Source organism: Streptomyces mutomycini, from assembly GCF_001700505.1.
Taxonomy (GTDB): Bacteria; Actinomycetota; Actinomycetes; order Streptomycetales; family Streptomycetaceae; genus Streptomyces; species Streptomyces mutomycini.
In genome coordinates this window covers 1-18,942 of record NZ_MAPV01000010.1, presented here as the reverse complement: position 1 = coordinate 18,942, position 18,942 = coordinate 1, and the positions used below count along the sequence as shown (strand labels likewise).

General features: G+C 72.5%; 18 protein-coding genes and 1 riboswitch. Of the genes, 12 read left to right on the top strand and 6 right to left on the bottom strand.

The window, feature by feature from the left end; all coding sequences use genetic code 11:
- Window positions 1–45 precede the first annotated feature (45 nt).
- The 10 genes from BFF76_RS00610 to BFF76_RS00570 all read left to right on the top strand — a co-directional run bounded on the left by BFF76_RS00610 (window position 46) and on the right by BFF76_RS00570 (window position 9,422).
- Window positions 46–957: a YihY/virulence factor BrkB family protein gene (locus tag BFF76_RS00610; RefSeq protein WP_031095778.1), complete on the top strand. Its 912-nt coding sequence runs from the start codon at window positions 46–48 to the stop codon at window positions 955–957.
- 48 nt (window positions 958–1,005) lie between these two features.
- Window positions 1,006–1,698, top strand: coding sequence for a GNAT family N-acetyltransferase (locus BFF76_RS00605; RefSeq protein WP_065846664.1), 693 nt, complete (start codon window positions 1,006–1,008; stop codon window positions 1,696–1,698).
- A 5-nt stretch (window positions 1,699–1,703) separates the two neighbouring features.
- A complete protein-coding gene (locus BFF76_RS00600) occupies window positions 1,704–2,585 on the top strand; it encodes a TroA family protein (protein WP_065846679.1) in 882 nt (293 codons plus the stop codon).
- A gap of 139 nt (window positions 2,586–2,724) precedes the next feature.
- Window positions 2,725–2,985 carry a type B 50S ribosomal protein L31 gene (locus BFF76_RS00595; protein ID WP_031095783.1) on the top strand — a complete coding sequence of 87 codons (261 nt, stop codon included), beginning with the start codon at window positions 2,725–2,727 and terminating at the stop codon, window positions 2,983–2,985.
- Window positions 2,986–3,097: 112 nt separating this feature from the next.
- Entirely contained in the window at window positions 3,098–4,048 is a 951-nt protein-coding gene (locus BFF76_RS00590; RefSeq protein WP_065846662.1) for a carbohydrate kinase family protein, read from the top strand.
- Between the two features lie 45 nt (window positions 4,049–4,093).
- A complete protein-coding gene (locus tag BFF76_RS00585; RefSeq protein ID WP_065846661.1) occupies window positions 4,094–5,959 on the top strand; it encodes an acyl-CoA dehydrogenase family protein in 1,866 nt (621 codons plus the stop codon).
- Window positions 5,956–6,126, top strand: coding sequence for a hypothetical protein (locus tag BFF76_RS32810; RefSeq protein WP_159037451.1), 171 nt, complete (start codon window positions 5,956–5,958; stop codon window positions 6,124–6,126). Before BFF76_RS00585 ends, BFF76_RS32810 begins: the two co-directional genes overlap by 4 nt.
- 81 nt (window positions 6,127–6,207) lie before the next feature.
- Window positions 6,208–6,394: riboswitch (cobalamin riboswitch) on the top strand.
- 57 nt (window positions 6,395–6,451) lie between these two features.
- The gene (locus BFF76_RS00580) at window positions 6,452–7,498 is read left to right on the top strand and encodes an ABC transporter substrate-binding protein (RefSeq protein ID WP_065846659.1); all 1,047 of its coding nucleotides are present in this window, start codon (window positions 6,452–6,454) and stop codon (window positions 7,496–7,498) included.
- Entirely contained in the window at window positions 7,495–8,580 is a 1,086-nt protein-coding gene (locus tag BFF76_RS00575) for a FecCD family ABC transporter permease (RefSeq protein WP_053930054.1), read from the top strand. Before BFF76_RS00580 ends, BFF76_RS00575 begins: the two co-directional genes overlap by 4 nt.
- The gene (locus tag BFF76_RS00570) at window positions 8,577–9,422 is read left to right on the top strand and encodes an ABC transporter ATP-binding protein (RefSeq protein ID WP_065846657.1); all 846 of its coding nucleotides are present in this window, start codon (window positions 8,577–8,579) and stop codon (window positions 9,420–9,422) included. Before BFF76_RS00575 ends, BFF76_RS00570 begins: the two co-directional genes overlap by 4 nt.
- Window positions 9,423–9,480: 58 nt before the next feature.
- Here the strand turns inward: BFF76_RS00570 and BFF76_RS00565 are convergent, their stop codons facing one another.
- On the bottom strand, window positions 9,481–10,479 hold the full coding sequence (locus BFF76_RS00565) for a PRC and DUF2382 domain-containing protein (protein WP_065846655.1): 999 nt from the start codon (window positions 10,477–10,479) through the stop codon (window positions 9,481–9,483).
- Between the two features lie 242 nt (window positions 10,480–10,721).
- On the opposite strand from BFF76_RS00565, the gene BFF76_RS00560 reads away from it, so the two are divergent.
- Together BFF76_RS00560 and BFF76_RS00555 are read left to right on the top strand one after the other, a co-directional pair.
- Entirely contained in the window at window positions 10,722–11,441 is a 720-nt protein-coding gene (locus BFF76_RS00560) for an adenosylcobinamide amidohydrolase (protein ID WP_053930057.1), read from the top strand.
- A 47-nt stretch (window positions 11,442–11,488) separates the two neighbouring features.
- Window positions 11,489–12,376 (top strand): NAD(P)-dependent oxidoreductase, encoded by an 888-nt coding sequence (locus BFF76_RS00555; RefSeq protein ID WP_065846653.1) that lies wholly within the window; start codon window positions 11,489–11,491, stop codon window positions 12,374–12,376.
- Between the two features lie 65 nt (window positions 12,377–12,441).
- Here the strand turns inward: BFF76_RS00555 and BFF76_RS00550 are convergent, their stop codons facing one another.
- The 5 genes from BFF76_RS00550 to BFF76_RS00530 all read right to left on the bottom strand — a co-directional run bounded on the left by BFF76_RS00550 (window position 12,442) and on the right by BFF76_RS00530 (window position 18,587).
- A complete protein-coding gene (locus BFF76_RS00550) occupies window positions 12,442–13,701 on the bottom strand; it encodes a sulfite oxidase (protein WP_053930059.1) in 1,260 nt (419 codons plus the stop codon).
- A 39-nt stretch (window positions 13,702–13,740) separates the two neighbouring features.
- Entirely contained in the window at window positions 13,741–14,883 is a 1,143-nt protein-coding gene (gene metX, locus BFF76_RS00545) for a homoserine O-acetyltransferase MetX (protein WP_065846651.1), read from the bottom strand.
- Between the two features lie 11 nt (window positions 14,884–14,894).
- Entirely contained in the window at window positions 14,895–16,256 is a 1,362-nt protein-coding gene (locus BFF76_RS00540) for a bifunctional o-acetylhomoserine/o-acetylserine sulfhydrylase (RefSeq protein ID WP_078958899.1), read from the bottom strand.
- A 543-nt stretch (window positions 16,257–16,799) separates the two neighbouring features.
- Complete coding sequence (locus BFF76_RS00535; RefSeq protein ID WP_031095805.1) at window positions 16,800–17,471, bottom strand: hypothetical protein; 672 nt, start codon at window positions 17,469–17,471, stop codon at window positions 16,800–16,802.
- 243 nt (window positions 17,472–17,714) lie between these two features.
- Window positions 17,715–18,587 (bottom strand): SigB/SigF/SigG family RNA polymerase sigma factor, encoded by an 873-nt coding sequence (locus tag BFF76_RS00530; RefSeq protein WP_053930060.1) that lies wholly within the window; start codon window positions 18,585–18,587, stop codon window positions 17,715–17,717.
- Window positions 18,588–18,942 lie beyond the last annotated feature (355 nt).

Below are 18,942 nucleotides of genomic sequence, written 5' to 3'. Positions count from 1 at the left end.
GGCGCCCGGCTCATCCGCTTTTCCTACGTCCCACGGAGATTCCGCGTGCTCAGCAGGACCGACACACCCCTCGCGGAACGGACCCCGCCGGCGTGCGGGCACGGCGCGGCGACCGGGCGATGGCGCACCGCCCTGCGGCGGACCCCCGTCTCGCTGTGGAACGACGACCTCTCCGACTGGGCGGCCGCCCTCACCTACTACGCCATCCTCGCGCTGCTCCCGGCGCTCCTGGTGACCGTCTCCGTCATCGGCCTGGCCAACCCCGGCGCGACCGACGCCCTGATCGCCGACATCACCGCCATCGCGCCGGCCGAGTCCGGCACGGCCCTGCGCCGTCCCCTGGAGGCGGCGACCCATGAACGCACCGCGGTCTGGCTCCTCGTCGCCACGGGAAGCGTGAGCGCCGTGTGGTCCGCCTCCAGCTATCTGGCGGTCTTCCGGCGGGCGATGCACGCCATGCACGACGTGAAGGACACCAGGCCGCCCCTGCGCCAGGCGCCCATCATCGTGGCCACGGCCGTCGGACTCCTCGTCCTTCTGATGGCGAGCGCCTTCGCCCTGGTGCTCACCGGACCGCTGGCGCGCTGGCTCGGACGCAGTGCGGGCCTGGCACAGGCCGGCGAGGCCCTCTGGGCTGGCCTCAAATGGCCCGTGCTGCTCTGCCTGGTCGTCCTCCTCATCGTGGTCCTCTTCAGCACGGGTCCGCGCTCCGCGCGAGGCGTGCGCAAGGGGCTGCCCGGTGGTGTGCTCGCCGCGTTCCTGTGGCTGGTCGCCTCGGCCGGGTTCGCGCTGTACGCGACCCACATCGGCAGCTACAGCCGGCTGTACGGCTCGCTGGCCGGCCTGGTCGTCTTCCTGATCTGGATCTGGTTCACCAATCTCGCGCTCCTGGCAGGTGCCCAGTTCAACGTCGAACTGGCCCGCACGGAGGTCCGTCGGCAGAGCGAAGCGCCCTGAGGCCTCCGGGCCCTTGTGGGAGCGCTCCCAGGCGGGGACGATGGAGCGATGAACCGGACCGCTTCCGTGCGCCCCTACCGCCCCGCAGACCGGGAGGCCCTGGCGGACATCTGCGTCCGCACGGCCGACAACGGCGGCGACAGCACGCACCTGTACCCCGATCCCGGACTCATGTCCGCGCTGTTCGCCGAGCCCTACGCACACCTCGAGCCGGAGCTGGCCTTCGTCCTGGACGACGGCTCCGGCCGCGCGGTCGGCTACGTCCTGGGAACCGCGGACACGACGTCGTTCGCGGAGGCGTTCCGCACGGTCTGGCTTCCCCGGGTGACGGAGCGCTTCCCCGAGCCCGAGGGCGAGCCCAGGACGCTCGCCGAGGAGATGACGCGCCTTCTGCACCGCCCCGAGCGCATGATCCTTCCGGAGCTGGCCGCGCACCCCGCGCACCTGCACATCGACCTGTTGCCGCCGTGGCAGCGCAGGGGCTACGGCCGGGAGCTGATGGGAGCCTTCCTGGGCGCCCTGCACCGGCAGGGCGTCCAGGCCGTGCACCTGTCCATGCTCACGGCGAACCTCCCGGCCAGGGCCTTCTACGACCGGCTCGGATTCCGGGTGATCGACGTTCCCGACCCCGGGCCGCTCACCTATCTGGGGCGCTCCACGGCGGGTGTGCGGCCGACGGGCTGGGCAGGTAGTGGGGGGCGAGCCAGGGAGAGGGCCCGGGCCGCCGGTTCGGAGGGGTGAGCGACATGACGGAGCAGAGCGCGTGGAGTTTCACGGACGACCGGGGCCGGCCGGCCACGGCGGACCGCCGGCCGGCCCGGGTGCTCGCATACGTCCAGGCCGGAGCGACGCTGTGGGACCACGGGATACGCCCCGAGGGAATCTTCGGCTCCGGGCACGACGGGTCGGAGCCCGACCGGGCGAAGACGGGCACGCTCCCGCTGGACGCCGTGGACTACCGGGGCGCGGGCGACGACCTGGACGTCGACACGCTGTTGCGCGGCAAGCCCGATCTGGTCGTCGCGGTCAGCTACGGCCACGGCCGGCTCTACGGGCTCGACCCGGACACGGCCAAGCACCTGGAGGAGCGCGTCCCGGTCGTCGTCATCGACGTGGGGCAGGCGCGCACCCTCGCCCGGGTCACCGGGCGGTTCGCCGAGCTCGCCGTCTTGCTGGGCGGCGCACCGGACCCTGGCGCCGCGGGTGACCTGCACGCCGCCCGCGAGCGGCTCCGTGCCGCAGCCCGTGCCACTCCCGGCGCTCCCGCGGTGGCGGCCCTCTCGCCCGCGAGCCAGGAACAGGCCTATGCCGCCCGCCCCCGGATGTGGCCCGAGCTGCGTGTCCTGGCCGAGCTGGGCGTCAGCGTCGTGTCCCCGCCCGAAGGGCCAGGCGTCAACTGGGCCACCGTCGGCTGGGCGGAAGCGGCAGCCATGGAGCCCCGCATCGTCCTGACGGACGTCCGGGCCAACGCGTTGCCGCTCGACGAGATCGCAGCCCCCGCCTGGGAAGCCGTCCGGCAGCGCACGAGGACCGTGCCGTGGAACCCGGAACCCCTGTGCAGCCCGCAGGCCCACGCGCGTTTCCTCGGGCTCGTGGCGGAGGCGCTGGAGGCAACGGCGAGCGGCTGAACGGGCCTCCCCGGGAACATCCGGCGAAGGGCCTGTCCGCCGCTGCTCCGTACGGACGCCCCGGTTCGCGCCCGTCCCCGCCGTTCGGGACGCTGGGCCGAAGCGGGATGCGAGATGCCCGTAACCCCCAGGAGCAGACATGCAACAGGACAAGCACCCCTCGTACGGTCCCGTGGTCTTCCGTGACCGCTCGGCCGGGTACGCCTTCCTGACCCGGTCCACCGCGTCGAGCGAGCAGTCGATCGACTGGGACGACGGCAACAGCTATCCGGTCATCGACGTCGAGATCTCCGCCGAGAGCCACCCGTTCTTCACGGGCGAGGCGAGGGTGGTCGACACCGAGGGCCAGGTCGCGAAGTTCGAGCGGCGCTTCGGTGACGAAGGGCAAGGGGGCACCTGAGACCCGGGCCCGGCCGGGCCCGCGCACCGGGCAGAATCGGCGGCACCGTGTCCCGGCACGGCCGTCCCCCACCGGGACGCTCCGCCCGCGTCCTTCAGGAGCCGCGCACCCCATGCCCGACAACCCCGTCCTGCTGGTCATCGGCGAATGCGTCGCCGACATCGTCCGGCTGCCGGGCACGCCGGACCGGGTCCATCCCGGCGGCAGCCCCGCGAACGTCGCGTACGGTCTGGCCCGGCTGGGCCGGGCCACCACCCTGGTCACCCAGCTCGGCCCGGACTCCGGAGGGCGGCTGATCGGGGGTCATCTGGCCTCGGCCGGCGTGCGGGTCCTGACGGACGGGAGCGATGCGCCCACCCCGGCCGCCACGGTCGACCTCGACGAAGCGGGCCGCGCCGCCTACACGTTCGAGATCACCTGGACGCTGGGGCAACCGGAGCAGCCGGTGGAGCCGCCCCGGCACGTCCATACCGGGTCCGTCGCCACCGCTCTGGAGCCCGGCGCGGAAACCGTCATGGACCTCGTCCGGTCCTTCCGGGCGGCGGCGACCGTCAGTTACGACCCCAATGTGAGGCCCGCGCTGATGGGCGACCACGCCGCTGCCGTGCGCCGCGCGGAACGCTGTGTCGCGCTCAGTGACGTCGTCAAGGCCAGCGACGAGGACCTGCGATGGCTGTACCCGGACGAGGCCCCGGAGCAGGCCGCCGCGCGGTGGCTGCGCTCGGGGCCGGCGGTGGTCCTGGTCACCAGGGGCGCCGAAGGGGCACTGGCACTCCTGCCGGCCGCGACGCTGAGCATCGCCGGGCCGGGCGTCCGGGTCGCGGACACCGTGGGGGCGGGCGATGCCTTCATGTCCGGCACGCTGCACGCCCTGGCCTCGTACGGACTCCTCGGCGAGCGGGGCCGTGCGGGGCTGCGCTCCCTGGACACCGCCGTCCTGGGCGACGTGCTGCGCCACGCCGTGGCCTCGGCCGCCGTGACCGTCGGGCGGGCCGGTGCCCTGCCTCCGGACGAGGCGGAACTGGCAGCGGCCCTGAGGGGCACGCCGGTCCCGGAGGAGTAGCGCGGCCAGGGTGTCCTCGCCCGTACCACGGTCGTTGATTTCGTTATGACCGTGACCCTTACCGACACCCTCCCACCGTCCACCACCGAACTGCTGACCGGCGTCCTCCTCGGTCCGGACCATCGCCGCGAACACGGATTCTGGCAGCGGCTGATCAGCACAGAACCGTTCCGCCGCCCTGCCGGGGGGACGCCCGAAGAGCGGCTGGAACTCGCCTACGACCGGTTGCGGATCCTGAACCGCTCCCTCGACAGCGGAGCACGCCTCGCCGCCGACCCACGCGCACTGGCCTCCCTGCACGCCTGGCTCGGCCCGGTGGACCCCGCCCTGACCACCGTGGCGGGCATCCACTACAACCTCTTCCTGGGCAGTCTCCTGGACCACGACCGCGTCGGCCGCCGTGATCTGTCGGACTATCTGACGATGCGGCGGATCGGCACCTTCCTCTGTACGGAGTTGGCGCACGGCAACGACGCCTCGGCCATGGAGACCACCGCGACGTACGACCGTGAACGGGACGGCTTCGTCCTGCACACCCCGAACGCGGGCGCGCAGAAGTTCATGCCCAACACCAGTCCGGCGGGCGGAGCGAAGTCCGGACTCGTGGCCGCCCGCCTGGTGGCCGACGGATCGGACCACGGGGTGCGCCTCTTCCTGGTGCCGCTCACCGACGACAGGCAGGCGCTGCCGGGCATCCGGGTACGGCGGCTGCCCGCCCGGATGGGCAGCCCGGTGGACCACTGTCTGACATCCTTCGACCGGCTCTTCGTGGCGCGGGACGCCCTGCTGGGTTCCGGGGAGGAGGACGAGGACGAGGAGGGCTACGCCCCGGGAGAGTTCCGGACCGGGCCCGGGGACAGGAGGCGGCGCTTCCTGACCTCGATCGGACGGGTCGTCCCCGGCCGGATCTCCATGAGCGCCTGTGCGGCCGGATCGGCACGGGCGACCCTGGCCGTCGCCGTGCGCTACGGGGGCCACCGGCTGATCTCCGGAACCCGGGGTGCGCCGCCAGTGCCGGTCAACGCCCACCGGACCCATCACGGACCGCTCGCCTCGGCCATGGCCACCGTCTTCGCCATGAGTCTCCTGTACCGCAGGGCACACGAGCGGTGGGAAGCCTGTACGGACGACGAGGAACGGTCGGACGCGGTCAGGCTCGTCGATGTCGCCAAGGCGTGGATCACCTGGCGGGCCCGTGACGTCATCGTCGAGAGCCGTGAACGCTGCGGCGCACAGGCGCTGCTGGAGAACAACGGCATGACCGAACTGGTCACGGGCGTCGAGGGGGCCATCACCGCGGAGGGCGACAACACCGCCCTGTACACCAAGGCGGCCGCCGACATGCTCTTCGCGGCGGAGCCCGGCGGCGAGGACCCCGCGGACGGTGTCCCCCGCACCGGTGACCTGACCGACCCGCGCTTCCTGGGAGGGCTCCTCGCCTCGGTCCAGGACATCTGGTTCGCCCGTGCCAGGGCCCGCCTGCTGCGAGCGCCCGACGCCGACACCCTCGGGCAGTGGAACGCGGCCTCGGGCCCGGCCCTGCGCGGGGTGGATGCCTACGCGCACCGGCAGGCCGCCGAGGCGTACGCCGAGGCCCGGGCAGCGCTGCCCGAGGGCGCCGCGAGGGACCGGCTGGGGGAGCTGGAGCGGCTGTTCGCCGTCGAGTGGGTGGCCCGCAACAGCGGCGACCTGCTGGCCGCGGGCTTCCTGAGCGGTGATCAGGTCGAGGCTCTCGCCGAAACAGCCGAGGACCTGGTCGCGGCCGTTGCCGCGAACGCCCGGCAACTGGCCGATTCCTTCGCCCTGCCCGAGGAACTGCTCGCCGACTGGCCGATCGCCGGACCCGGTTACGCGAACGCCTACGACGATCCCGAGGGCCCTTGGAACACCGGTCAGGGGGACGCCCGATGAGCGGCCCACGAGGGGACCGGAGCATGTGCGGCCGTATCGGCGAGCGACTGGAGGCGCTGGGTCTGCGCACCGTCCTGCTGGCCTACTGGGGTACCACGTCCGTGCTCGCACGCCGGGGCGGGAAGCCGCGGACGGACGGCGGCGAATCGGTTCGCCCCAAGGGCTGACCCGCCCGGCAGCCGGCCGGTACGGAGGGAAGACGCCCCCGCCGTACCGGCGACGGCCCCCCAGGGAGCCGAAACGCCGCGTGATAGCTTGCAGACGCCAGTCACACTCCACGTGGAGTCAGGGAATCCGGTGCGAATCCGGAGCTGACGCGCAGCGGTGAGGGGGACGGGCGGGGCCACGGCCACTGGGGCACCTTCGGGTGCACCGGGAAGGCGCCCCGTCCGGACGAACCCGAGTCCGAAGACCTGCTGGCACCCGCTTCCGTACCGGGAGCGGGCCACCGTAGCGGGCTTCGCGCAAGAGCCCAGAGACGCCGAGGACTCCGTGCCGCCCATAGCCAGCACCGTACGCCGAACCGCCCTGACCGTCGCGGGACTTGTCGTCCTGACCGCCTGCGGCGGAGGGGTGAGCTCGTCAGCCGGCGACGCAGCCGACCGCGCCGCCGAAGGCTACCCCGTGACGCTGAAGAACTGCGGCCGCACAGTCACCGTCGACTCGGCCCCGCGTCACGCCGTCTCCCTCAACCAGGGATCGACGGAGATCCTGCTCTCCCTCGGCCTCGCCGACCGTCTCGACGCCACCGCGACCTGGACGGACCCGGTGATGAAGGGCCTGGAGAAGGACGAGGCCACGGTGCCCCGCATCGCCGGGAACCAGCCCTCCTCCGAGAAGGTCCTCGCCGAGGAACCCGACTTCGTCAGTGCCTCCTTCGAATCGACCCTCGGCAGGGGCGGTGTGGCGTCCCGCGACCAGTTCGAGGAGCTGGGCGTTCCGACGTACCTCTCACCCACCGACTGCGCGGGCAAGGACAACACCGGCAGTGGTGACGGCGCCCGCACCGAGCGTCTGACCATGGACGCCGTCTACGGCGAAGTGCGCGACCTCGCCGAGGTGTTCGGCGTCCCGGAGCGGGGCGAGAAGCTGGTCACCGGTCTCAGGGACCGCATCGACAGGGCTACCGCGGACGTCGACGCGTCCGACGCCACCCTGCTCTACTGGTTCGCCAATGCCGAGGCCCCCTACCTCGCCGGCTGCTGCGGTGCCCCGGGCATCATCACCGAGGAGCTCGGCGCCGAGAACGTCTTCGACGACGCGAAGGAGGAGTGGCCCCAGATCAACTGGGAGACGGTCGCCGACCGCAACCCCGACGTGCTCGTCATCGGTGATCTGACCCGTAGGTCGCAGACCGCCGAGAGTGCCGGGAAGAAGATCGAGTTCCTGGAGTCCAACCCCGCCACGAAGAATCTCGACGCCGTCCGGCACAAGCGGTACGTCCTCCTCAGCGGCCAGGCCATGAACCCGACCATCCGGACCGTCGAGGGCGTGGAGCGAGTCGCCGAGGGGCTGCGCTCGTTCGGACTCGCGGGGTGACGAGGACCGACCACACTCCGGACGTACGCGCGGAGCCGCCGCCGCCTGCCCCGACGGCAGCCGGAGCCCGGATCCTCCGCGACGGCCTCCTGTGGAGCGCCGGGGTCGCGCTGCTGCTGCTGTCCGTCGCGGTCGCCGTCACGATCGGACCCGCCCGCATCTCGGTCCCCGACGTCTGGTCGGCGGTGGCCTCGCACCTCGGTCTCGGCGAAGGGCGTCTGACGCCGATCCGGGACGGGATCATCTGGAACCTGCGCATGCCCCGCACCCTGCTCGCAGCGGTCTGCGGGGCCGGGCTCGCGGTGTGCGGCACCGTGATGCAGTCGCTGCTGCGCAATCCGCTCGCCGACCCCTTCGTCCTGGGCGTCTCCTCGGGGGCGTCCACCGGAGCGGTCGTGGTCGTGGTCCTCGGCGTCGGCGGGGGAGCGGTCTCGATCTCGGGCGGTGCCTTCATCGGCGCCCTGTGCTCCTTCGCCCTCGTCCTGCTGCTCAGCCACACCCTGGGCGGATCGACCGACCGGGTCGTGCTCTCCGGTGTCGCGGCCATGCAGCTCTTCTCCGCGCTCACCTCCTTCGTCGTGATGACCGCCGCCGACGCCGAGCAGACCCGGGGCGTGCTCTTCTGGCTGCTCGGCTCGCTGAGCGGGGTCGGCTGGAGCGACGTGTGGATGTGCTCCGCCGTGCTGGCCGTGACCCTGCTGACCTGCCTCGGCCATGCCCGTACGCTCGACGCCTTCGCCTTCGGCCGGGACGCCGCCGCCTCCCTCGGGGTGCATGTTGCCCGCACCCGGATCGTGCTGCTCTGCACGACCGCCCTGCTGACCGCCGCCCTCGTCAGCTCCGCGGGCGCCATCGGCTTCGTCGGCCTCGTCCTGCCCCACGCCGCCCGGGCGCTGACGGGTTCGGGGCACCGCAGGCTGCTGCCGGTGACCGCGCTCGCCGGAGCCGTGTTCCTGGTCTGGGTCGACACCCTGGCCAGAACCGTCCTCGACCCGCAGGAGGTGCCCGTCGGTGTGGTCACCTCCCTCATCGGGGTACCCGCCTTCGTCCTCGTCCTCCACCGCACACGGAGGAGCACATGAACCGGGAGAAGCGGGGAACAGACGCTCCCGGAGACGGACTGCGTGCCACGCGGGTCAGCAGGGAGGCCGGCGGGCGGATCATCCTCGACGGGGTGAGCGTCGCACCGCCGCCCGGCACCACGGTCGGACTCCTGGGGCCGAACGGCTCCGGCAAGACCACGCTGCTGCGCGTGATGGCCGGCGTACTCGCCGCCGGTGCGGGCGTCGTCACCCTCGACGGCCGCACACTCGCCGAGACCGGCCGGCGGGCCGTCGCCCGACGTGTGGCCGTCGTCGACCAGCACGCGGTCACCCAGGTCGACCTCAGCGTCCTCGACGTCGTACGCCTCGGCCGCATCCCGCACCGGCGCGCCTGGTCCGCGTCCGGCCCCGAGGACGAGGACGCCGTGCGCGAGGCTCTGGCGCGCACCGGGCTCGCCGACCGTGCCGCGCAGTCCTGGCACACCCTGTCCGGTGGAGAACGCCAGCGGGTCCAGATCGCCCGCGCTCTCGCCCAGCAGCCGCGTGAACTCCTGCTGGACGAACCCACCAACCACCTGGACATACAGCACCAGCTGGAGCTGCTTGCCCTGGTCGCCGCGCTGCCCGTGACCGCGGTGGTCGCGCTGCACGACCTCAATCTGGCCGCGATGTTCTGCGACCGGGTCACGGTCATGAAGGACGGCCGCGTGGTGGCCGGCGGAACGCCCTCGGAAGTGATCACCGAGGAACTCATCGCCGATGTCTACCGGGTACGCGCGGTGGTGACACCGGAGGGACCGGACGGGCGCCCTTCGGTGCGGTTCCTGCCGGGAGAAGCCGTCCACGGACGGCCGGAGCACGACGAGAGGGCGGGCCCGTGAACCGCCCGGGACCGCCCCTCGCTTCTGTCGTGCGGCCTCTTCGCCGCTGTGGGAGGGGTCAGCGACGACGTCCCTGGCCGAACTCGCCGCCCATGTCCTTGCCGCTGCCCGTGTCCTTGCCGTCCGCGTAGTCGATCTTCTCCTTGCGGACCTCGGCGGAGACTTCCTTCTGTTCGGTGACCCTGCTGGTTTCGAGACGGACCCGCTCCACGGGGACCGCCTCCTTGCGGACGGTGGCGCGTTCGGCGTGGAGGGTGACTTCGACGTCCTGTTCGCCGAGGTCGGTCGTCCCCTTCGTGCCCATGCCCTTGTCGCCCGGCTTCAGAGGCTCGCGCACCACGCGTACCTCCTCGTGGGACACCGGCACCGTCCGCGTGACGTTCTCGGTCACGACGTACTTGTGCAGGCGTGCCGTACCGCTCTCGTACTCCTCCGTGCCGACCTGGAGCTGCTCCTCGGACCGGACCATCTCGTCACGGCCGCCGGCACCCGCGGCGGACCGCTCGGCTCCGGCTCCGGCGAGCGGGCGGGACGTGGAGGAGGCCTCCGTGTCGCGGTGCCTGCCCGAGCCGGCACCGGTGGTGCCCATGCCGGCACCGGTGCCCGCTGTGGTCCCGGTGGCCTTGGTCCGGTCGGCGGGAGTGGTACCGGCCGCACCGGCAGCGCCCGCGGCACCCATGGCTGCCGTTCCGGTGCCGGACGCCGTGCGCGCGTCGCCGCCCGCTCCGGCTCCCTTCCTCGTCATCCCGTAGTGCCGGTAGAGCTCTTCCTCCTCGGATACGGAGAGGTGCGCGTCCGCGTCCACCCTGGGGGCTTCCTTGACGCGGTCCTTCGGATGAGAGATGTGCAGGTCCGAGCCCACGCGGCGGGCTCCGGCCAGCGGAACGAAGCTCTCCTTCATGCCGAACATGCCGGTCTTGCAGGTGATCCAGTCGGGCTTGCCGGTGTCGTCGTCGACGTACACCCGGCCCACAGTGCCGACCTTCTCACCGTCGCTGTCGTAGACGGTCAGACCGTCGAGTTCTCCGGAATCCGTGAAACCGTCAGCGGCTCCCATGGCCGATTCCTCCTCGCCCGGGCGCGTCCTGTGGGTGGGTCCACCAGGGGTGGCGCGTCCGGTCTCCATCGCGCCTCAGCCGGATGGACGCTGCAACTTCCCGGCCTGGGCGCTGAGCGGCCCAGAACACCGGGGCGGGGCGGTGGCCCCGTTCCACGCCCTTATCGGTCCGCCACACGCGTTACGCCATTCGGGTGAGCACCCGCCCGGGTGCGCCGGACGTGCGGACCTGGCCCGCCCGTATGATCGACGCGCCGCTGCCGACCGCCGGCAGGCATGTCAGGGGGTGCGCCATCGGATCCGTGGGCATCCGTCCGCCCCGGCAGCGTGGTGAGCTGCTGCAGCGGCGCGAGGACGGTCTCGGACTGCACCACCTGGTCTGGCGCCTCGGACCCGGCTGGCGCGTGTGCAGCAGCGCCGTGCTCGGCGGCGGGCTCGGCCCGCGCGCCTGGATCCTGAATGCCCAGGTGCCCGGCGGCTATCCCCGGCTCGACCCCGGCCGGCACCTCGCTGAGATCGCGGCCGCCGAGGCACTCGACGGCCCCGGAGCCGGACTGATGACCGCCGCCGATGTCACCGCGTACACCGTCGCCGAGGACGGCGGTGCGACCGCGACCGTCACCAGCGGACTCGGCGTACGGGGATGGGCCGCGGTCCCGTCCGAAGGAACCGATGGCCCGCTGCCGCCGGGCACCGTCAACATCGTCGTCACGCTCCCCGTGGCGCTCTCCGACGCCGCCCTGGTCAATGCGGTGGCCACCGCGACGGAGGCGAAGGTGCAGGCGCTCGTCGACGCCGGACTCGACTGCTCCGGGACGCCGACGGACGCGGTCTGCGTGGCCGCGCCCGACCCGGGAGGGCGGCCGGGCGAACCGTTCGCCGGGCCGCGTTCGCGCTGGGGCGCGCGACTCGCCAGAGCCGTGCACCGCGCCGTTCTGGAGGGCGCGCTGCGGGAGTCTTGAGACCCACCGGTCCCGAGACCGCCCCGCGCCGACGAAGGGAACCTCCCATGACCACCGCATCCGCCTCTCCGGACACACCGACCGTCGCGGTCCTCGGCACCGGGATCATGGGGTCCGGGATGGCCCGCAGCCTGCTCAGGGACGGGCTCCCCGTCAGGGTCTGGAACCGCACCCGGTCGAGGGCCGAGCCACTGGCCGCCCACGGAGCCACCGTGACGGACACGGCCGAGGAGGCGGTACGCGGTGCCGACGTGCTCCTCACCGCCCTGAACGACGGCCGGTCGGTGGCGGAGACCCTCACCGCCGCGACGCCCGGCCTGCGCCCCGGGCAGGTCTGGCTGCAGAGCTCCACCGTCGGTCTCGACGCCACGGCCGACCTCGCCCAGCGGGCCGCCGGACTGGGGCTGGTCTACCTCGATGCCCCGGTCTCCGGCACGAAGCAGCCCGCGGAGCAGGGCACACTCACCGTCTTCGTCTCAGGCCCGTCCGGTGCACGCGCCACCGCACTCCCCGTCCTCGACGCGATCGGTCAGCGCACCGTGTGGACCGGAGAGGAACCGGGAGCCGCCACCCGGCTCAAGCTGGTCGCCAACACCTGGGTGATCAACATGGTCAGCAGCGTCGCGGAATGCCTCAACCTCGCCGAGGGACTCGGACTCGACCCGCAGCTCTTCCTCGACGCCATGCGGGGCGGACCGCTCGACACCCCGTATCTCCAGGCCAAGTCCGCGGCGGTGCTCTCCGGCGATCTGAGCCCGAGCTTCGCGCTCTCCACCGCGCTCAAGGACTCCCGCCTGATCCTCGACGCGGCCGAGGCCTCCGGGGTGACGCTCGACCTGGTGGCAGCCTCAGCCGAGCGGTTCACCCGGGCGGAGGCGGCCGGACACGGCGGCGAGGACATGATCGCCACGTACTACGCCGGCCGCCCCGCCTGACGTGATCGTCGGCCTCGGGGTCCGAACGGTCCGTCGTACTCCGGGTCAACGACCGGGGCAGCCGCTCAGACGACGGTCACCGGGTGCCGGACCACCGCGTCGAAGAGGTAGCCCTGCGTGTTGTGCGCGGTCGTCGCCGGCTGTGTGCGGCCCGAGCGGTCCGTGGCCCGCGCGAGCAGCACGCCCGGCCCCCTCTCCTCCGGAACCCAGTCGGTGCTCCAGCGGACCCAGCTCCCGCGCCCGGGCTCGTCGCGCAGACGCGCGGGGCGCCACCGGGCGCCGCCGTCGGTGCTGACCTCGACCGAGCGCACCGGTGCGCCGCCCGACCAGGACCGGCCGGTGAGCAGATGCCTGCGGCGGGCGGTGAACGAGGCATCCGGCGCGAGCTCGAACGCGCTCTTCAAGGTCTGGCGGGTAAGCGGCGCGCTGCCCCCGGGCGGGTACCCGGGACCGAAGAGCCGGTAGAGCGCCGTGTTCCACGGACTCAGCAGCGGCTCCGCGCTCACCTCGATGTCACCCACCCACTTGATGTTCGCTATGCCCACCCAGGACGGCACGACCAGCCGGACCGGAGCGCCGTGGTCGGGCGGCAGAGGCTCCCCGTTCATCTCGTACGCGAGCAGCACGTCGTCCAGCGCCTTCGCCACCGGCAGTGGTCTGCGCACCCTGCCCAGGTTCGTCCCGTCGCTGACGACCTCCGCGTCCAGGCCGCGAGGCAGCACGTCGACCGCGTTCCCGCCGATGCCCGCCCGGCGCAGCACCTCGGCGAGGCGCACTCCGCGCCAGCGCGCCGTCCCGATCGCGCCCAGCGTCCACGCGGTGCCGCCGACCTGCTGGCCCTGCTGCGAGGTGAAGAAGCTCCTCCCGTTGCCCGCGCACTCGATGAACGCGGTGCGGGTGACGGACGGCAGGGCGCGCAGCGCCTCGTACGAGAAGTCCACCGGAGCGCCGGTCAGCCCGCTGCCCCAGACCGTCAGCTTCCACTCCGCCGCGTCGATGAGCGGTGTGCTGGTGTGGTTACGGACGAAGAAGCGGTCCGCGGGAGTGAGCAGCCCGGTGTCCCGCAGTGCCGCGAAGTTCGTCTCGGCGTTGGTGCCTCGCACCGTGAACAGCTCCGGGGGCAGGGGCTTCACCACCCCCGCGAGCGACGGCGCCGCACCGGCGGGGGACGCCGCGGCCGGGATCAGCGGGGCCGCGACCGAGGCGGCGGCGACCAGCTTCAGCAAATCACGCCGGTCGATCCCCGCCGGTCTCGCACGGCCGCCGGCCCATTGACGCAGCCGGCTCCGGTCGTACGCGGCTTCGGACAGGGGTACGGAACTCATGGGCACTCCACAGGGAAGAGGTCTGCGTCCGGGGTCGGGTCAGCGGAGCGGGGGCAGCAACTCGCGCACGAGAGCTCCCACCTGGTCGGTCTCGATCAGGAACCCGTCGTGACCGTAAGGGGATTCGATGATCCGGACACGGTCGGCGCCGGGCAGCAGCGCCGCCGGCTCCGCCTGCTGCGCCGGTGGGTGGAGCCGGTCCGAATCGATGCCGGCGATCAGCGCCGGCATGTCCGCGCGGCGCAGCGCCCGCGCGACACCACCGCGTCCCCGGCCGACGTCGTGGGCGTTCATCGCCTCGGTGAGCACCACATAACTGCCCGCGTCGAAACGGCGCACCAGCTTGGCCGCGTGATGGTCGAGATACGACTCCACCTGGTATCGCCCACCTTCCGAGGGCAGTTCACCGGGCTGTGCGCGCCTGCCGAACCGCGCTCCCAGCTCCGCCTCGCTGCGATACGTGACCTGGGCGATCCGCCGGGCCAGCCCGAGTCCCCGGTGCGGGCCGGCGCCGGGCGGTGCGTCGTGGTAGCCGCCGCCCTGCCAGCCGGGGTCGCTCCGGATGGCGGCGATCTGCATGCTGCCCCAGGCGATCTGTTCGGCCGAGGACGCCGCGGGAGCGGCGAGCATCAGCAGTGATCCCGTGCGGCCGGGGTGGCCCACCGCCCATTCGAGGGCGCGCATGCCACCCATCGAGCCGCCGATCACCGAGGCCCACCTGCCGATCCCCAGAGCATCGGCCAGCCGGACCTCCGCCGCCACCAGGTCGCGGACCGTCAGGTACGGGAACGCTGAGCCCCAGGGGGTCCCGTCGGGCCGCCGGGAGGACGGGCCGGTGCTGCCCTGGCAGCCACCCAGCACATTCGGAGCGACGACGAACCAGCGGCCGGTGTCCAGCGCCCGTCCCGGGCCGATCAGCGCGTCCCACCAGCCGGCCGAAGGATGCCCCGGCCCGGCGGGGCCCGCCGCGTGGCTGTCACCGGTCAGCGCGTGCAGGACCAGTACCGCGTTGGCGCCGTCCGGTGCGAGCCGCCCCCAGGTCTCGTACGCCAGCCGCACACCCGGCAGCGTCCCGCCGGCCTCGAGCGCGAGTGGGCCGTCGAGCACCGCCCACGAACGGCCGCCGGGCGGATCACCGTCCCGCCGGCCTCCGGTGGCCGGCGGGAGGAGCGCGGGGGGCACGGCGACCCGGTTCAGGACGCGGCCTTCGCGGCGCGGAAACCTGCTTCCAGATCCGCCTTGAGGTCGTCCACGTTCTCCAGGCCCACGGAGAGCCGGACCAGCCCCGGGGTGGCCCCCGTGGCGGCGAGCTGCTCCTCGGTCAGCTGGCTGTGGGTCGTGGACGCCGGGTGGATGATCAGGCTCCGCACGTCACCGATGTTGGCGAGATGGCTGAACAGTTCGACCGCGTCCACGAACCGCTTGCCCGCCTCAACCCCGTCCCGGAGCTCGAAGGCGAGCACGGCGCCGGCGCCGCGCGGGAGGTAGCGCTGTCCGGCCTCGTACCACGGGCTCGACCCGAGGCCCGCGTAGTGCACCGCCGACACCTCGTCGCGGCCCTCCAGCCACCGGGCGAGCGTCAGTGCGTTGGACGTGTGCCGCTCCAGACGCAGGCTGAGCGTCTCCACGCCCTGGAGGAGCAGGAAGGCCGAGTGGGGCGAGAGCGCAGGCCCCAGGTCGCGCAGCAGCTGGACCCGCAGCTTCACGGCGAACGCGCCGTGCCCGAGGTCCGGCCAGTACCGCAGTCCGTGGTAGCTGGGATCGGGGGTGTGGAAGTCCGCGAAGCGCTCCGCGTGCGCGCCGAAGTCGAAGGTGCCGCCGTCCACGACGACACCGCCGACCGTGGTGCCGTGGCCGCCGAGGAACTTCGTCGCGGAGTGGATCACGATGTCCGCGCCGTGCTCCAGCGGCCGCAGGAGGTAGGGCGTGGGGACCGTGTTGTCGACGACGAGCGGAACCCCCGCTTCGTGCGCCACGTCCGAGACGCCCCGGATGTCGAGGACGTCGCCACGCGGATTGCCGAGCGTCTCCGCGAACAGGGCCTTGGTGCCGGGCCGGACGGCCGCCCGCCATGCCTCGATGTCGTCGGGGTCCTCCACGAACGAGACGTCGATACCGAACCGGGGGAGTGTGTGCCGGAACAGGTTGTACGTACCGCCGTAGAGGGAGGCGGAGGAGACGATGTGGTCCCCGGCACCCGCCAGCGTCAGGAGGGCGAGTGTCTCCGCCGCCTGGCCGGACGCGAGCGCGACTGCTGCGACTCCGCCCTCCAGCGCGGCGATCCGCTGTTCCAGGACGTCCTGAGTGGGGTTGTGGATCCGGGTGTAGATGTTGCCGGGCTCGGCCAGCGAGAAGAGGTCCGCCGCGTGCTTGGTGTCCTTGAAGACGAAGGACGTCGACTGGTAGATCGGCACGGCCCGGGCACCGGTCGTCGGATCCGGGACGGCGCCGGAGTGGATCTGCTTCGTCTCGAAGGACCAGGCGGCCCCGGCGTCCTGCCGGTCATGGTCCTCGGAGGTGTGCCCTGCGGTGACGGCGTCGACGGGCTGGCTCATGTCATACCTCGCACGGTCGTTCGGAGGATGTCCGCCCGGGCGCGATGGCGACGTGGCGGCCTGCTGGCTACGGACCGTAGAGGGCGCCCGCGCCGGGACGGAAGCCGTCCGCGCAGGTGGCCACGAAGCTGCAATACCGCCGCAACAGACGCGCCGGACGCAGGCGCCCACGTGGGAAGAAGGTGCCATCGCCGGGACGGCGGCGGGCATGAGGCGCCGGTCGAGTGCAGAACCCCTGCCGATGCTCCAGCCGCCCCCGCGAGCCGCCCCCGGACCGGCTCCCCGCCCAGCGCGGGCGCGTGGCGGGGAGGCGCCTGCGTCATGCCGGTGACCGGGCCGCCCCGGTGGGAACTCCCACCTCGGCTGTGCACTCCTGCGTCGAACGGATGTGGCGGAACGCCTCGCACCCGTTCCTCTGAGGGGACCGCCTGCGAGTCCAGCCCGACGACTGCGGCCCAGTGGGGCGTGGTCACTCCGGCGGCTCTCGACGCCCGCCCAGGACGTGCGCCCCCCGAGCCGGGGGCTGCCACCGGACCCCGGGACTCACCGCAATAGGCGGGTGACGGCCTCGGGGAGGATCGTGCAGAGATCGGTGATGCGGACGTGCGCGGCATGGGTGGCGGTGAACTCGTGTATCGGTACGTCCGGTGAGCCGAAGGCCGTCTCGAATGTGCGCAGTGCACCGGGCGAACGGTCCAGCGCCCAAGCCGCGGTGGAGGTGCTGGTGCGCAGGAAGCGGGCAGGTTCGGGGCCGACGACAAAGAGGTCCGCGGCGCGTCCGGAGGTGTCGGCGGCCAGCATCGTGAGGTCCTTGAAGGTCTGGCGTTTGCGCATGGCGTCGGCACCGCGCCATCGGGCGAGCTTGAACTCCGCTACCCGCCGGTCCGTTTCCAGGTCGTACGGGCGGCTGGGGTCATTGCCGGCCCCGAGGGAGGGCCGCCGGGCAATCCTCTCGCCCTCCTCCAGGACGGTCGGCAGCGCCAGCAGGATCCCGGAGGCGTGGATGAGGTCGTTGATCCTGCCGAGGCTCTCGCGCACCGTGAGCGCGGAGGCGAGGAGACCGGCGTCCACTCCTCCCATGCCCGCGGTCCGGACGGCCCGGGCGGCGTCAGCCCCGTCAAGGCCGCGTTCCAGCGCCGCGATGGCCTCGGTGAGCGGTACGCGATGAAGGAAACGGGCAAGGGTGTCCACCGCCGCGCCCAGGTCCTCGGACACGGTGGGAGTGGCTGATGACGATTCTGGTCCGGTCACGTCCGCGCTGTCCACGCCACCATGATGACGTGGATCGGACAGGCCGGGGGCAGAACGGCCTGAACGGAGTGGGCCCGCAGTGCCATCGGCCCGACTCGGTGCGGCCTGCCGCACACGGACGGCTGATCCCGGAAGGCCCCCGGGTCTCGCCGCTGGGGGGCCGGCCGGCCCCTGCCGCCGGTGCGGTGGACCGGCGCCGGTCGTGGGTCAGTCCTGGGTGAGCATCCCGCTGCGAAGCCGTCGGATGATGCGGCTGAGCAGCCGGGAGACGTGCATCTGGGAGATACCGAGTTCCTCGCCGATCTGAGCCTGTGTCATCTCCTGGCCGAACCGCATGTCGATGATGCGGCGCTCCCTCGTGCCGAGCTCACCCAGCAGCGGGGCCAGCGTATGGAGATTCTCCACCGTCTCCATGGCGGGGTCGGGCTCGCCCAGCACCTCGGCGTAGGCGCGCCCACCCGCCGTGCCGCCTGTCGGGCCCGCAGTGCCGGCCGGGATGTCGAGCGACCCGGCCGTATAGCCGTTGGCGGCGACCATGCCCTCGTTGACCTCCTGCTCGTCGAGACCGAGGTGCTCGGCGAGCTCCCGCACCGTCGCGTCCCGGTCGAGGTCCGCCGCCAGTGCCTCCTTCGCCTTCGCGAGATCCACCCTCAACTCCTGGAGTCTCCGCGGCACATGCACGGACCAGGTGGTGTCCCGGAAGAAACGCTTGATCTCGCCGACGATGTACGGCACGGCGAACGAGGTGAACTCCACCTCGCGTGAGAGGTCGAAGCGGTCGATGGCCTTGATCAGGCCGACGGTTCCGACCTGGACGATGTCCTCCATGTCGCCGCTGCCCCGGTTGCGGAAGCGCCCGGCGGCGAACCGCACGAGGGACAGATTCATCTCGACAAGAGTGTTCCGGGTGTACTGGTGCTCGGGGGTGCCCTCGTCCAGCACCTGCAGACGGTCGAAGAAGAGCTTCGACAGCTTCCGCGCGTCCTGCGGGGCGATCCGCCCCGCGTCCTCGATCCAGGGAAGTCCGTCCGGAGCGCCTGCTCGTTCCGCGGCTGCGGTCGGTGCAGTATGCATGGTCATCCCGTCACGCTCCTCGGATTGTGGGCCGTGAGGTTGAGACGCCTGCCCGATCGGCCACAACTCATGCGCAATCAAAAGGATTTGAGTAACACGTACCCAGGAATCGGCCGCGGACAGCCTGATCGTCCCCAGGGGCCGTCGCTGCGGCACCGCGTGAGCCCGGCAGCGCACAGAACCGCCCCACCGGGCTCCCCCGTACCGGTGGGGCGGTCGTACCCAGAGTGCCACAGGCCGGTGCCGGTTGGGGCAGTATCGCGCGCAGTGGTGCACTATTCGCCGGACCGGCCGCGCCGCGCGCGAGCGGAGAGCGCGCCGGCGACGCGGCGTCCACCCAGTTCCCCCGCCGCACGCTCGT

Coding starts and splice junctions, on each gene's coding strand:
- BFF76_RS00605 (WP_065846664.1), top strand. CDS start 1,006: ATGAACCGGACCGCTTCCGTGCGCCCCTACCGCCCCGCAGACCGGGAG.
- BFF76_RS00600 (WP_065846679.1), top strand. CDS start 1,704: ATGACGGAGCAGAGCGCGTGGAGTTTCACGGACGACCGGGGCCGGCCG.
- BFF76_RS00595 (WP_031095783.1), top strand. CDS start 2,725: ATGCAACAGGACAAGCACCCCTCGTACGGTCCCGTGGTCTTCCGTGAC.
- BFF76_RS00590 (WP_065846662.1), top strand. CDS start 3,098: ATGCCCGACAACCCCGTCCTGCTGGTCATCGGCGAATGCGTCGCCGAC.
- BFF76_RS00585 (WP_065846661.1), top strand. CDS start 4,094: ATGACCGTGACCCTTACCGACACCCTCCCACCGTCCACCACCGAACTG.
- BFF76_RS32810 (WP_159037451.1), top strand. CDS start 5,956: ATGAGCGGCCCACGAGGGGACCGGAGCATGTGCGGCCGTATCGGCGAG.
- BFF76_RS00570 (WP_065846657.1), top strand. CDS start 8,577: ATGAACCGGGAGAAGCGGGGAACAGACGCTCCCGGAGACGGACTGCGT.
- BFF76_RS00565 (WP_065846655.1), bottom strand. CDS start 10,479: ATGGGAGCCGCTGACGGTTTCACGGATTCCGGAGAACTCGACGGTCTG.
- BFF76_RS00560 (WP_053930057.1), top strand. CDS start 10,722: ATGATCGACGCGCCGCTGCCGACCGCCGGCAGGCATGTCAGGGGGTGC.
- BFF76_RS00555 (WP_065846653.1), top strand. CDS start 11,489: ATGACCACCGCATCCGCCTCTCCGGACACACCGACCGTCGCGGTCCTC.
- BFF76_RS00550 (WP_053930059.1), bottom strand. CDS start 13,701: ATGAGTTCCGTACCCCTGTCCGAAGCCGCGTACGACCGGAGCCGGCTG.
- BFF76_RS00540 (WP_078958899.1), bottom strand. CDS start 16,256: ATGAGCCAGCCCGTCGACGCCGTCACCGCAGGGCACACCTCCGAGGAC.
- BFF76_RS00530 (WP_053930060.1), bottom strand. CDS start 18,587: ATGACCATGCATACTGCACCGACCGCAGCCGCGGAACGAGCAGGCGCT.